This window comes from Sulfurimonas sp. NWX367, from assembly GCF_039667065.1.
GTDB lineage: Bacteria > Campylobacterota > Campylobacteria > Campylobacterales > Sulfurimonadaceae > Sulfurimonas > Sulfurimonas hydrogeniphila.
Genome location: NZ_JALCZM010000003.1, coordinates 264,521 through 279,434 on the forward strand (window position 1 = coordinate 264,521; position 14,914 = coordinate 279,434).

General features: G+C 38.1%; 9 protein-coding genes and 5 tRNA genes. 10 read left to right on the forward strand and 4 right to left on the reverse strand.

All coding sequences use genetic code 11. The annotated features are described in order from the left end of the window. Positions 1 to 21 precede the first annotated feature (21 nt). Entirely contained in the window at positions 22 to 1,713 is a 1,692-nt protein-coding gene (gene ilvD / locus MNY28_RS10045) for a dihydroxy-acid dehydratase (protein WP_151899390.1), read from the reverse strand. A 142-nt stretch (positions 1,714 to 1,855) separates the two neighbouring features. Between ilvD and MNY28_RS10050 the strand changes: the two genes are divergently transcribed. From MNY28_RS10050 to MNY28_RS10080, 7 genes are all read left to right on the forward strand, one after another. Then, positions 1,856 to 1,930, forward strand: a tRNA-Gly gene (locus tag MNY28_RS10050). A gap of 41 nt (positions 1,931 to 1,971) precedes the next feature. Further along, a tRNA-Leu gene (locus MNY28_RS10055) sits at positions 1,972 to 2,058 on the forward strand. Positions 2,059 to 2,077: 19 nt separating this feature from the next. Then, positions 2,078 to 2,151 (forward strand) — tRNA-Cys (locus MNY28_RS10060). A gap of 25 nt (positions 2,152 to 2,176) precedes the next feature. Continuing rightward, a tRNA-Ser gene (locus MNY28_RS10065) sits at positions 2,177 to 2,265 on the forward strand. Between the two features lie 43 nt (positions 2,266 to 2,308). After that, a tRNA-Ala gene (locus MNY28_RS10070) sits at positions 2,309 to 2,384 on the forward strand. A gap of 86 nt (positions 2,385 to 2,470) precedes the next feature. Continuing rightward, entirely contained in the window at positions 2,471 to 2,857 is a 387-nt protein-coding gene (locus MNY28_RS10075) for a thioredoxin family protein (RefSeq protein WP_346389758.1), read from the forward strand. Continuing rightward, complete coding sequence (locus MNY28_RS10080) at positions 2,845 to 3,390, forward strand: hypothetical protein (RefSeq protein ID WP_151899388.1); 546 nt, start codon at positions 2,845 to 2,847, stop codon at positions 3,388 to 3,390. The genes MNY28_RS10075 and MNY28_RS10080 overlap by 13 nt, the downstream gene beginning before the upstream one ends. A gap of 70 nt (positions 3,391 to 3,460) precedes the next feature. Here the strand turns inward: MNY28_RS10080 and MNY28_RS10085 are convergent, their stop codons facing one another. Continuing rightward, positions 3,461 to 4,921, reverse strand: coding sequence for a rhodanese-like domain-containing protein (locus tag MNY28_RS10085; RefSeq protein WP_346389759.1), 1,461 nt, complete (start codon positions 4,919 to 4,921; stop codon positions 3,461 to 3,463). Positions 4,922 to 5,109: 188 nt separating this feature from the next. On the opposite strand from MNY28_RS10085, the gene hrpB reads away from it, so the two are divergent. From hrpB to MNY28_RS10100, 3 genes are read left to right on the forward strand one after another with little or no spacing between them, the layout of a single operon-like run. Continuing rightward, positions 5,110 to 7,614: an ATP-dependent helicase HrpB gene (gene hrpB / locus MNY28_RS10090; protein WP_346389760.1), complete on the forward strand. Its 2,505-nt coding sequence runs from the start codon at positions 5,110 to 5,112 to the stop codon at positions 7,612 to 7,614. 36 nt (positions 7,615 to 7,650) lie between these two features. Further along, positions 7,651 to 8,571: a cytochrome-c peroxidase gene (locus tag MNY28_RS10095; RefSeq protein ID WP_346389761.1), complete on the forward strand. Its 921-nt coding sequence runs from the start codon at positions 7,651 to 7,653 to the stop codon at positions 8,569 to 8,571. After that, positions 8,568 to 11,420: an EAL domain-containing protein gene (locus tag MNY28_RS10100; protein ID WP_346389762.1), complete on the forward strand. Its 2,853-nt coding sequence runs from the start codon at positions 8,568 to 8,570 to the stop codon at positions 11,418 to 11,420. Before MNY28_RS10095 ends, MNY28_RS10100 begins: the two co-directional genes overlap by 4 nt. A 7-nt stretch (positions 11,421 to 11,427) precedes the next feature. Here MNY28_RS10100 and MNY28_RS10105 read toward each other — a convergent pair whose 3' ends face one another. Continuing rightward, positions 11,428 to 12,447, reverse strand: a complete 1,020-nt coding sequence (locus tag MNY28_RS10105; protein ID WP_346389763.1) for a GGDEF domain-containing protein — start codon at positions 12,445 to 12,447, stop codon at positions 11,428 to 11,430. Positions 12,448 to 12,449: 2 nt separating this feature from the next. Continuing rightward, entirely contained in the window at positions 12,450 to 14,837 is a 2,388-nt protein-coding gene (locus MNY28_RS10110) for an EAL domain-containing protein (protein WP_346389764.1), read from the reverse strand. Between the last annotated feature and the right edge of the window lie 77 nt (positions 14,838 to 14,914).

The window sequence follows — 14,914 nt, forward strand, 5'->3', positions numbered from 1 at the left end:
ATTCAAAATATATTTTCCTTCTTATAATTCTGTTTTTAATACAGCACCGTTTGATGCGTTAGAGACGAGCAACTGATAACGTTTCAGCCATTTTGATTTTACTTCATTTTTATAAGGAACATAATGGTCTTTTCTTCTTGCAAGTTCTTCGCCGTCTACATTTAACTGTAAGATGTGTTTGTCCACATCAAGTTCTATCTCATCACCGTCTTCTATTAATGCGATCAGTCCGCCCTCGGCAGCTTCTGGAGAAACATGACCGATGGAAGCCCCTTTGGTAGCGCCAGAAAAACGCCCGTCGGTAATAAGCGCAACACTCTCGCCAAGCCCCATACCCTGAATAAGTGCCGTCGGGGCAAGCATCTCCTGCATACCGGGACCGCCTTTTGGACCCTCATAGCGAATCACTACAATATTACCCGGTTTGACTTTGTGCGCCATAATTCCGTCTATTGCTTCTTGCTGTGAATTAAAACAGATAGCCGTACCTTTAAAGTGTCTCATAGAGTCTACAATGCCGGCTGCTTTAATAACCGCACCCTCAGTCGCAAGGTTTCCAAATAAAATCGAGAGCCCGCCAACAGGAGAGTAGGCATTTTCATTTGTATGAATAATGTTTGTATCTTTTATCTCGGCATCTTTAATTCTCTCGCCGATAGTTTCACCGGTAACAGTCAGTGCATCAAGCTGCAAGACATCATTGCCTCTGTTGGAAACCTCTTTCATTACCGCATTGACGCCGCCCGCATCATCTATATCTTTCATGTGAACAGTTGTTAATGACGGAGAAATCTTTGCAATGTGTGCAACTTTTTCTGCAATTGCATTAATATTTTCTATTTTAAAATCAACATCTGCCTCTTTTGCAATGGCAAGCATATGCAGTACAGTATTTGAACTTCCGCCCATAGCCATATCTACGGTAAATGCATTATGCACCGCTTTTTCATTCAAAATATTTTTAAAATTGTATTTTTCGTTATTTTCCATTTTTGCAAGCTCGACAATACGTTTTGCCGCTTTTTTCACCATTGCAATCCGCTCAGGTGTCATGGCTAAAACAGTTCCGTTACCAGGAAGTGCTATACCCATCGCCTCACAGAGAGTATTCATAGAGTTTGCTGTAAACATACCCGAACAGCTTCCGCCGGAAGGACAAGCTTCACACTCTATCTCATACAGCTCCTCATCCGTCATATTACCCTCGGCATGCTGACCGACTGCCTCAAATGCAGTTGCAAGGTCAATCGGCGTACCGTCTTTTTTGTGTCCCGCAGCCATAGGCCCACCGGAGACAAAAATAGTAGGAACATTCACACGGAGTGCCCCTATAATCATACCCGGAACAATTTTGTCACAGTTAGGGATACAAATCATCGCATCAAGTTTGTGCGCATTCATAACAGTTTCAATAGAATCCGCAATAATTTCACGTGACGGCAAAGAGTAAAGCATACCGTCATGCCCCATGGCAATACCGTCATCAACACCGATTGTGTTAAATACAAATGGCACACCGCCTGCTTCACGGATGGCCTCTTTTACTATTTCACCATATTCATGCAAGAAAAAGTGTCCTGGAATAATGTCAATATAAGAGTTTGCAATTCCGATAAACGGTTTGTCAAAATCTTCATCTTTTAGACCGGTAGCACGCAACAATGAACGGTGAGGCGCCTTATCAAAGCCCTTTTTGATTATATCACTTCTCATAAAAAATCCCTGTATAGTAGTTTACATCTTAAAATATGAATGCGATTATAGCACTTTTTTACTATTTTTAACTAAAAACTCTTTACAAAGCAAAAAAAAAAAGCTATAATTCCGGCTCACTTACAAATTGTAAACTGAAATTGCGGGAATAGCTCAGTGGTAGAGCACAACCTTGCCAAGGTTGGGGTCGCGAGTTCGAACCTCGTTTCCCGCTCCATTTAATTTAAGATTGTTAAACTGTGGTACACTCAATATATTGCCCGGGTGGCGAAATCGGTAGACGCAGGGGACTTAAAATCCCCCGGTAGCAATACTGTGCCGGTTCAAGTCCGGCCCCGGGCACCACTGATAATTAACTGAAACTGGTGCCATCGCCAAGTGGTAAGGCCGCAGCCTGCAAAGCTGCTATCCCCAGTTCAAATCTGGGTGGCACCTCCAGTTTTTTAATCATAACTACAAATGTGGATCTTTGGCAGAGTTGGTCGAATGCACCGGTCTTGAAAACCGGCGAGGGTAACACCTCCCAGGGTTCGAATCCCTGAGGGTCCACCATTTATAAAATCAAAAAACATTTACGATACTTACAAATATATATGGGGCATTAGCTCAGCTGGGAGAGCGCTTCGCTGGCAGCGAAGAGGTCAGCGGTTCGATCCCGCTATGCTCCACCACCACATATTCGTTTTGTCCATCAAATTCCTTATTTATCATTTTATGCTAAAATAAAAACATGAATTTTTATAAGAAACTATTATTATTGCCCTTACTGTCAATTTCTCTGTATGCCAACTATTGGGATGATTACAATCTTTTTGCAGAGTATATGGGATATGAAAGAGATTACAACAAAGCTGTTAACATTGCCAAAAAAGAGAATAAAGACCTTCTTGTAATTCTGGTAAGTGACGGATGTCCTTTTTGTCATCGTCTGGTAGATACTATTTTAATAAAAAAAGATATACGAGACTATATCAACAAAAAGTATATAAAGCTTATAATAAATCGCGATACAGATAAAAATATTCCCAAAAAACTTATCAGACCTTTTTCACCGGTTACCTATATTATAGATGCACCCAGTGGACAGATTATTGATGAGATTGACGGCTGGCAGGAAGAGGAAAACTACTTATGGCACCTTTAATGAAATTTTTTACTTTCAGTGCACTTGCTTTATTTGTACTTCTTACCGGATGTGCCCAGCCAAAAAACCTTTCCTATGCACAACAGATAAAAGAAAGAACAAAGTATTACTCTTCACTCAGTGAAGAAGAACAAATCAAAGCGGTTACACAATACTGGTGGAAAATACAATTTATAAAAGCCCCTTCGTATAAGGTACAAAAAGCAGCACTGGAAACCTCTCCAAGAGCTATTGAAGAGATTGAAAATCCAACGAAAGAGATTCAGATTCTTGCAGTAAACAAGATTATGAAAAACGGCAGCTTTAACATAGCATTAACAAAACTGATTGAATCATTTGACGAAGAAGCACAAATAGTCGCAGTAAGACATAATCCGCAAATCATTAAATTTATCACTTACCCTTCAGAAAAAGTGCAATTAGAAGCAGTGAAACTCAATCCATTTGTTATCAAAAATATTATTAATGCGACACAAAAAGCAAAACAGGAAGCAGTCAAACGCAACCCGAGAGTTGCAAAGTTTTTACGCTGAAAGATGTAAAAAGCGCACTGCAAAATAACGACACAAGGAGGGACCTCCCCTCCCTTATTGCATATTAAAACTAGAAGTCAAAACGATAGGCTTCATCTTCTTCTACAATGCGGTTTCCTGAACCTTCAGGCGCATAAGGATAAAGTGTTGCAGAAGCCGGTCCCACATCAACAGAATCGTTATATTTTATATTTTCTGTATAGCGCGAAACATCTGTTCTCCATGGTGAATCTTCCGGAAGCATTTGTTTTGCGTAAGTATCTACCGCATCTGCAAGTTTTGACCACTGAATCCATGAACCGTCATACATGTGTGTTTTGTATCCTAAAATCTCATACGATGCAAAAGTCACAAGCGATGCACGGGTACCTGTTCTGCAGTATGTATATACATCACTGTCACGCTTTACGCCTAATTTTCTAAATGTTCTTTTAAGTTCTCTTTTTGAGAGAAAAGTCATCGATGCATCACGCTCATCGACTATGCCGTCACCATTAAGATCTTTGACAAAGTCTTGAGTGTTAATAACACTGCGGTATTCGAGATTAACAGCACCTCTGATATGTCCTTCAAACGCGGAATAGCACTGCTGATCATGATTTACACCACACTCTTTTGTTTCTGTTTTGCTTCTTTTAACTTCGATTTCAGCATTGTATTCAGCCGCACTTCTGCCATCAATAATAACATCAGATTTTTGGTTTGCATCAACTACATTCATTATATCTTCCATACTGGCAAACAATGAGAAGTTTGGTTGGGTAGGCAGTGTTTTTATAGATTCAAAGTTCTGGCGCTGTGCCGGCACACGACCGCTTTTTGCATCACCAAAATCAAGTTTTCCGCCCGGAGCCATCAAATACTCAGACCCCATCTCTGTAAACATTGACTCTTTGCTCGTTACACCCGCTCTTTTTATACGAGGGTTTAACTCAGGATCAAACATATACATTGCCGTTCCGTTCATTAATGAAACATGATCCTCTTTCATTCCCCAATAACTCATTGTCCACAAAAAGCGTGATGCCAGTGCCATATTCTGAGGATCATCTGATGCGACTACAACCAAAAGCATATCTTCATTCGGATTGATATCGTATGCCCAAAAAGCACCGTCCATACCTGTCATACCGCCTGAAAAAATCGGCATAGGAATATCAGAAATTCCGTCATTGCGAATATCGCCTGTTGTAGTACACCCTGCTGTTCTGTCAAAAGTAAATACATGCACATCGTCATGCTTCACAAATGGTTTGCTTCCCGGCAAAAGTCCTACCTGCATCACAAACAGGCGCCCGTTCACACCTGCTGGTTTATTTGCTTCCCAGTCATTAATCCACTTTGCAGCAACGTCTGCATTTACAAGACCGTACTCATTATCTTTATAACTTCTTTGATCGTGGTTCAAACCCCTTACAACTTTTATAGAATGCCCTTTTTTAGAAACTCTGTCAAAAAAGTTTGAAAAAGTACCTGCTTCAAGTGATACAGCCAAAGTTGCTGCAACCAGTATAAGTGATGTTTTGTTCATTTTTACTCCATATTTTAAAAATTTATCGTAACTGTATCACGAAAATATAATTTTTATAATTTTTTGATGTTATAATATAAATTAATAATAAAAGTGAGTAAAAATTACACACTGGAAAAAGCAGTATCAGTTTTTATAAACATTTAAATAAGAAAAAATTATTTGGATAAAATGCTATAATACTCTATATGATAAAACTACCGATACATGACGTCTTAGAAGATGTAAAAAAATCACTGCAAAATAATAACAGGCTTGTTTTACAGGCTCCTCCCGGGGCAGGAAAAAGCACTGTTGTTCCTATCTCTTTGCTTGATGAAGCCTGGCTTGGAAACAAAATGATCATTATGCTTGAGCCGCGGCGCGTGGCTGCCCGGATGGTTGCTTCGCAAATGGCGAAACTTCTGGGTGAACCACTTGGAGAGCGTGTAGGCTATCAGATAAAAATGGACAGTGTTTATTCAAAAAACACCAAAATTCTGGTTGTTACCGAAGCTGTTTTAGTACGCAAACTCCAAAGCAATCAGACTTTGGATGATGTAGTTATGATTGTTTTTGATGAGTTTCATGAACGCAGTATTCACACTGATTTGTCCCTTGCGCTGTCTTTGCAGGTACAGGAACTCTTACGTGATGAGTTGAAAATCCTGATTATGTCCGCCACACTCAATGCAAACGAAATCTCCTCCCTGCTCGGTGATGTTCCCGTGATAACTTCAAAAGGGAAAAGATATGATGTACAAAATATATATCTTGACATCAAAACAAAACAACCTGACGCACGCTCTTTGAATGCTTTGCTTCTCAAAACGACACTGCAGGCATTAAAAAAGCATACAGGAGATATTTTAGTCTTTTTGCCAGGAGTCAAAGAGATAAAAAATTTGCAAAATGCACTTCTTAATACCGTTAGCAAAGATGTCCTCATTGTACCGCTCTACTCTTCACTCTCAAAAAAAGAACAGGACAGGGCACTCTCCTCCTCCTCAAAACGAAAAATCATACTCAGTACAAACATTGCACAGACATCTCTGACCATAGAGGGCGTGACAGTCGTGATAGACTCGGGTCTGGAGAAGCTCTCACGCTACAACCATGCCAATGCGATGAATCATTTGGAAATGTCCTTTGTCTCAGAAGATGCCGCCGTTCAAAGAGCAGGCAGAGCCGGAAGGCTCTCAAACGGAGTCTGCTACAGGCTGTGGCATGCATCAAAAATACTGCAACCGTCCACAAAACCCGAAATACTCCGGACGGATTTAAGCTCACTGATGCTGGATTTGGCTTTATGGGGTGTTGATGACTTTTGCGAACTGAAATTTTTGGATATTCCGCATCCCGACACTACTCAAAAAACAAAAAAAATTTTGCAAGAACTTGCAATGCTTGATACTTCTTTCAAAATCACCGCTTTTGGCAGAGATGCTCTGAGTCTGGGACTGCATCCAAGATTTTCCTATATGATTTTAAAAGCAAATGATTTGGGCTTTGCCTATGAAGCCTGTCTGCTGGCCTCACTTTTGGGAGAAAAAGATATTTTTAAAGATGCATCAAAAGAGAGTGACATACTGCCGCGATATATACATCTTATTGAGCAAGACTTCAACAGTAGCTATATCCATACATTCAGAGCCAAAGAAGTACTCCGCGAAGCAGAGTTTTTTTATAAAAAACTCAAAAATATCAAACAGGTACACAAAAAAAACAGTTCACTTGACAAAGATATACTCGGGGTACTGCTCCTTTTTGCCTACCCTGACAGACTCGCTAGACGGAGAGACAGCAACAGTAACAAATACATACTCAGCAACGCAAAAGGCGCCATGCTTCATGACGAAGACACTTTGCGCAATGAAGAGTACCTGGTTGTGGCAAATCTCCATGCACATGCCAAAGACTCACTTATAAATCTGGCACTGAGTGTAACAATGACACAGATTGAGCAATACTTTTCTTCCTTTATGCACACCAAACAAACAATAAACTACAACAAAGAGAACAAGAAGTTTGACATAAGAGAAGAGACTTACTTTTTAAAACTGCTTCTTTTTGCAAAACCGATACAGGTTGCAAAAGGGCAAGATTTTCAAAAACTGCTTACAGAGTTAATAAAAAAAGAGGGTCTGGAACTTTTGACATGGAGCAAAAAAGCTGTAAAATTCAAAGAAAGAGTCAATTTTTTACACCATCATCAAGAGTTTGCAGACTTTAGTGATACAGCGCTGCTTGAGAGACTTGACCTTTGGCTGGAGCCTCATCTTGACAACATTGCAAGCATAAAAGAGTTGGAAAGTTTAGATATTTATGCGCTGTTACGCTCACTCTTGACATGGGAACAGCAGCAGCTTTTGGACACTCAGGTACCCCAAAGTATTACAGTACCAAGCGGTTCAAGTATTCATATAGATTACACCGACGTTCACAAACCCTCTTTACATGTAAAGATACAAGAAGTGTTCGGACTTCATGAAACACCCAAAGTGTTAAACGGCACACTCCCTTTACAGATGCATCTCCTCACACCGGCTATGCAACCCATACAAATCACTTATGATTTAAAAAGCTTTTGGGAGAACTCTTATGCCGAGGTCGCAAAAGAGTTACGGGGAAAATACAAAAGGCATTATTGGCCGCAAAATCCTTTTGAAGCTGTTGCTACGAGTAAAACGAAAAAACATATGTACGGACAATGAAATATTGTTTTAGGTTATTTGTGATAATATTACAGTATGTATAAAATAATAATTCTCATCTTCTCTTTTTATGTTACTTTGCTAACGGCAAATGAGCCTATTACACCTTTACCGCAAAGTGTACAGGTCAATCAGGCAAAGGCAAAACTCGGTCAAGCGCTCTTTTTTGATCCTATTTTATCGCATGATAATACTATCAGCTGTGCAAGCTGCCACGACTTATACAATGGCGGAGATGACGGGTTAAAATTCTCTTTTGGTATTCAAGGGCAAGAAGGCTCAGTGAATGCACCTACTGTTTATAATGCTGTTTTTAATTTTCGACAGTTTTGGGACGGTCGGGCAAAAAATCTGCAGGAACAGGCCATTGGACCTATTGAAAATCCTGTTGAAATGGGTTCTAGCTTTGAAGAGATCATACCAAAACTCAAAAAAAGCAAATACAAAAAACTTTTTGATGCAATTTATAATGACGGTATTACCAAAAATAATATTACAGATGCCATCGCGGAATATGAAAAAACACTCATCACGCCAAACTCCCGCTTTGACATATATCTCAGGGGTGATAAAAGTGCTCTCACTCAAAAAGAAAAAGAGGGATATGCACTTTTTAAGTCAAAGGGGTGTGTAAGCTGCCATCACGGAGAGAACATTGGCGGCAATCTTTATAACAAATTTGGTATTTTCAATGAATCAAATTCCGAGTGGCTGGGAAGATACAATATTACCCATAAAGAGCGGGACAAATACTTTTTTAAAGTCCCCTCGCTTCGAAACATTGCAAGGACGGCACCCTATTTCCATGACGGGCGTACCTATGATTTGAAAAAAGCGGTAGAAATTATGTCTCAGTATCAACTCGGTCGTCATATTACAAAAGAAGAGATTGCGAAAATAACTGCTTTTTTACAGTCTCTCAACGGTGAACTTCCTAAAAATATTGAGCCAAAATGAGAAAAAAATTAAAGCATACCGATAAAACTACATTCATACTCTTTGTTTTCATCCTTTTTATTTTTATAATGTTTGTAAACGGCTACAAAATCAAAGAAAACATGAGTCATTTTTCACTCCAAAGCAATAAAATAACCCAACTGCAACTTATAGACAGAGAACTCAATGACTTTACATTCACTGCAAATAAATTCACAAATTATGATACAGTTGACCAGCAAAAAAAACAATTTGAGAAAATTTTAAAAAGCCTGCGTCAGGATATGCAAAAATACAATAAAAATACTGCACCTCTTTTAGAAAAAATTGCACAAAACTTTCAAAAAAAAGCTGATGATTTAGAATACTTCAAAGCACAAAACTCTGCTCTTATAAACAGCTCCCATTTTCTTTTTGGTCTGCATACGACAATTTCCAATGCAGCTGATATTTCTCTTCAGGCAAAGAACCTTACAAATGAGGCTCTTTTTTATATCTTACGATATGCTTCAAGTGAATATATAGATAAAAAAACCATACAAAAAAAGCTTCATGAACTTAAAATAATTGCCCGCAATAAAAACAGTCAATATCTTTATACTTTTTATATGCACGCAAAAGTAATGCTCCAAACACTCCAATCACTCAAAGAGGTTTCACAAGAAGTACAGACAAATCCGCTTTACAGGCAACTCGAAGCACTCAAGCGTCATATAACACTTGACTATGAAAAAGACTTGCAGCACCAGACATGGCTGATGATAGTATTTTTCCTTGTAACTGTTTCGATTTTATTTATACTTATTTTTTCACATCTTCAGTCAAACAAAACAAAAAAAGAACTTTTGGCATTTAAATATGCCATAGAACACAGTGACAACATTGTAGTCATCACAGATGCACAAAGAAATATCGTCTATGTCAACGAAACATTTGAAAAAACAACAAAATACAAAGCACAAGAAGTACTGGGACAAAATCCAAGAATCTTAAAATCAGATATTCAGGACCCGGCTCTCTATGAAGAACTCAATGCAAAACTTGCCAAAGGGGAAAAATGGGAGGGACAGTTTATCAACAAACGAAAAGACGGCTCTCTTTTATACGAAAAGGCTTCCATCGTTCCGATTTTTCTTCAGGGAAAACTGGTGAACTATATTGCGCTTAAGCTTGACATCACAGAATATATAGAAAAAAACAAACAACTCGCCCAGGCAGCCAGTGTTTTTGACAATACAGAAGAGTCCATCATCATAACAGATTCAGAGGGAAAAATTATCTCTATCAACCGTGCTTTTACAAATATATACGGCTACTCTTTTGCTGAAGTAAAAGGTAAAAGTCTCAAGTTTCTCCATTCGGGAATACAGGATACAAGTTTTTACAAAGATCTTTGGAATCAACTGATAGAACACGGAATATGGAAAGGAAAATTTGTCAATAAAACCAAAAACGGTGAACTGATTCCTCTTTGGTCAACAATTAAAAAAATCACAAACTCCAAAGGCGATGTTCTCAACTATACTGCAGTGCAGACCGACCTCAGAGAGATAGAGACTTCACAGGCAAAAGCGGATTATCTTGCCTATCATGATGCGCTTACGGGGCTTTCCAATCGTGTCAACTTTGAAGAGTATTTGCAACATGCACTCATAATAAGCAAAAGAAACAAGGATATTTTGGCTGTATTGTTTATAGACCTGGACCGTTTTAAAATCATCAATGATACACTCGGGCATGACATAGGAGATGAAGTTTTAAAAACTGTTGCTTCAAGACTGAAAACGACACTCAGAGAAAGTGACTTTATTTCCCGTTGGGGCGGTGACGAATTTGTTATAATTTTGGAAAACCTGACACTTGCAAGCGATGCGGCAATAGTCGCTCAAAACATTATAAAAAACCTTGAAGAACCCATACATGTAAATGAGCACTCGCTTATCACTACGGCAAGTATCGGTATAGCCGTTTATCCGCAAAACGGAGAAGATTCCCAGACACTCATAAAACATGCCGACAGTGCGATGTATCTTGCCAAAGAGTCAGGAAAAAACAACTTCCGCTACTACACACAAGAGCTTTCACGCAACATACAGCACAGACTCGACATTGACATGGCACTTCGTAACGCTTTGCAAAACAATGAACTTTTTATGGTTTTTCAACCACAATACAGACTCAAAACAAAAACCATCCACTCTGTTGAAGCTCTTGTCCGATGGAAAAATCCAAAACTTGGCAATGTTACCCCTGACAAATTTATTCCTGTCGCCGAAGAAAACGGTACGATTATCCCACTTGGGTACTTCGTCTTTGAAGAGTCCTGCAAAGCATTTAAGCAAATGAAAGAAGCAAACATTCACATACACTGCATTGCTATCAATGTCTCCAGTTTGCAGTTTAAAGAAGCCAATCTTTTGGAAACTTTTTTAGCCATAGCGGCAAAACACAATGTCCAACCGCATGAGATAGAGATTGAAATCACTGAACGCTTCATAATGGAGCACACCGTTGCCAATATGGATATTTTGCAAAACTTCAGAAACTACGGATTTAAAATTTCAATCGATGACTTCGGTACAGGGTACTCCTCTATGTCCTATCTCAAACAACTCCCGACAGATACCATCAAAATAGACAAATCTTTTGTCGATGACATAGCCAACGGCAGTTCGGACAATGTCATCATCGAAGCAATTATAGCGCTTTCAAAAACACTCGAATATATGATAGTTGCCGAAGGCATCGAAACACAGGACCAGGAAGAGTTTCTGGCTGAAGCAAACTGTGATTTTGGACAGGGTTATCTTTTTTCACGACCGGTTACATGTAAAGAGATTATTGAAAGATTCTCTGAAAAGATTCTGTAAATATTTTTTAACTGGCCAGCTCACTGTATAAAAAATATCTGTTTTTTTCGGATTCCTTGGCTTTGTACATTGCCGCATCTGCTTTCTTCTTTAATTCATGTGCAGACAAAGAATCATTCGGATAAAGTGAAACACCTATACTTGCAGAAAGATTTATATGCTCATTTGGACAATTTTTTTGAAGATTTGCAACAAGTTTGTCTAATCGGTCTTTTAATTCATTTTTTGTCTCATATGTCACAATACAAACAAATTCATCTCCGCCCAAACGAGAGGTAAAATCAGTTATCTGCTCTATTCTTTTGGATGCTTCCACTAAAACTTTATCGCCGGTGAGGTGTCCAAAAGAGTCATTTATCTCTTTAAAGCCGTCCAAATCTACAAATATCAACGCAAAGTTTTTGCCTTTTAAATATTGATATAAAACTTCGTCAAATAAAAATCTGTTTGGAAGACCTGTCAAGGGATCATGTGTCGCTTTGTAGTTGAATGTTTTCACATCGCTATGAAGTTTTTGCAGCAATTTGAAAAAATACAGAGGAATAACCAGATAAGCAATAAACCAGCCAAAACCGAGTGCTCTGTTTTGTATCCAAAACGGGCTGGTGTTGAGCAGAACAAGCCAGGTAATTAAAACTATACCATAGGTGACAAATCCTATCTTTTCTCCATACCGTACTCCGTACCCTATACAAAACCATAACAGCAAAGCAGGAAAATATGCCGAAAGCGGTCCTGTCAGGTACATAACATAACCAGTTGCTGTTGTTTCAACAAAGCTCATAAAAACAATTCGTTGGTTTTGGAGAAAATAGGGATATTTGTAAACTATAAACATATATACGGCAATTAAACTCAGCATCAAAACAGGAAACAGCATAATATACTTATAGACTTCAACACTAAGCGCATGCTCAACAAAAGTATAATACGTAATGGCAATAACCGATACAGCAATAAAAAAAAGACGAAAATAGGTCTGTATATATTCATTGTGAACATACTGTTTTTGCAGATCTGTATTCAATCTTAGCCCCTTAAAGAAAAATATGCTTCAAAATCTTGAGCACTCAACGGTTTGGAAATATAATACCCCTGTATCATATCACAGCCATTCTTTTTAAGCCATTCAAGTTGCTCTTTGCTCTCAACACCTTCTGCCAAAGTTGTAACATTTAAAACCTTTGCCATCTCAATTATAATCTTTACAATTTCTCGCTCTTTGTCGCTTTGTATAATTTTATCAATAAAAGACTTGTCTATTTTAAGTGTATCAAATTCCATTTGCGTTATTTGAGACAGTGAAGAGTGTGCTATTCCAAAATCATCAATCTCTACAGATATGCCAAGCTGTTTCATAATCTGCAGAAATTTTTCTGCTGCCGCATAATTTTGTACCGCTGTTCTTTCTGTAATTTCAATTGCTATACTCTTATTGTTCAGGCCATACTTTGTCATGGTCTCTTCAAAAAAATCCAGAAATTCTTCACTCTCTACATCATAAGAAGAAATATTTACGGCAACCGTTACATGCAAACCTTTTTTTTGCCAGATCTGCTGCTGCTTCGCAACATTTGTTATAACAATCTTTGTGATTTTTTTAATAAGCCCAAGCTCTTCTGCGACATGTATCATATACTCCGGCACTATCTGCTTATTGTTTTTATCTTTAAGCCTGATAAGTGCTTCACAGTGCAGAATTTTTTCTGTTTTTACATCTATTACAGGCTGATAATGCAGCGCAAAGGCATTATTTTCTATTGCATCTATGAGTGCTGTTTCCGTCTCAATGTATGTACTTAACGTCTCTTTCATTTTAGGCTCATATACTGCTATCTCTTGTTTGTGTTTGCTTGCATAAGAGAGTGCCGTCATCGCTAAATCTCTTACTTCTAAGCTGTTTTCGCTGTCTTGAGGGTATTTTGCTATGCCGAATCTGCAACTGACGGGAATGTGCCTTTGCTTGACAAAAATACTATGTGCACACTGGTTGGCTATTTTCTTGGCAATTTTTTTGAGCTGGTTCACATCTTTAATAAAAAGACAAAATTTATCACCTGCAAGATGATAAACAGAGTCGGTGACTGCCAAACTCTCCTTCATTATATCCGCCACCGCACAAAGTACTTTATTTCCGAATGAAAAGCCATACAGAAGGTTAATATTTGAAAAAGAACGTATATTGATAATCAGCAGAGCAAAAGGCTCTTTATACTTTTTTAGTTTTTTTCTAAGCGCGTTATCATTAGGATAATCGCAAAGAAACTCATGGTAGGTCAGATAATTCAGTTTTCTTGCATCCCTAAGAGCCTTCAGCCCGGTTTCCACATTGTTTTTAAACATATTCAAAATACCTTCAAAAACTTCCGGTTTTGTTATTTTGGCTTGAAAATAAAAAACAATTTTTAAAACCTCTTCTGCATAAGCAACTTTCAGATGTTTTTGCATGACAAAATCTTTTATATCATTCTCGGGATAACGGTATTTCTTTCCTGACTTTCGTGTTAAAACAACCTGCTCACAAAATTCACTCTCAACAAAATGTTTGCATATACAAAACAGGATCCGTTCTTCATCGCTTTGTGTAATAAAATGTTGATTGATTTCAGCTATTGCCTGATTTGCAAATTCATGGAGTTTCAGTACGGTTATTTCATTCCAAAAACCTAAAATATCTAGAATCATATCACCATGATTCAGATTTACAAGCCTGTCATCAATCCAGATATAAGAGCCGTCTTTGCATACTATTCGGTACTGGTGTTGCATATACTTGTTTGCAACAAGAGCCTTCTGCGCTTTGAGCATTCTGTCTCTGTCTGCTTCATAAATATGTTCCTGCCACCAAAATAAATTTGATTCTGCTTCTTTAGAAGTAAAACCTGTTAACTTTTTTATAGCCTTTGAAACAGTTACCTGAAAACTTTTGTCTTTAAATATACGTACTTTATAGGCCACAATCGGCAAATAGTGCAGCAACTCAGAAAACTCTTCTTTTATCTCTTTAAACTTTGTATTGTCTATAAACCAGATAATACCTGCAGGTTTGCCTTTGTAGACAATAGTCTGCGAAACGGCAATAACATCTAAAATGACACCTTTTACATTTAATCTCAGTTCGTAGTTTTTGATACCGGTATCTTTGCTTATGAGGTCTTTGCGAACATGCTGCGGGGTACTCTTGTCAAGAAGCATCTCTGGAGTATAGGAAAAAAGCTCTTTTGCGTCTATTTTAAAATGCTGCAGTGTGTAGTTGTTTGCATAGACAATATTGGGCTGATATATAAAAATACCTATCGGCACACTGTTGAGTACAAATTTAAGGATTTTTAAATTATCCTGTATGGTACCTATCAGATTTTCAAATTCCTGTTCTTCAAATTTTGGCAAAATTTCTGCTTTACTGTTTCCAATCATTTGTTGCATGCTCTATGGATTGTTTTCATCTTTATTGCAAAAAGTACAGCTAAACAGCGTTTCCGCTTTTCTAGTAA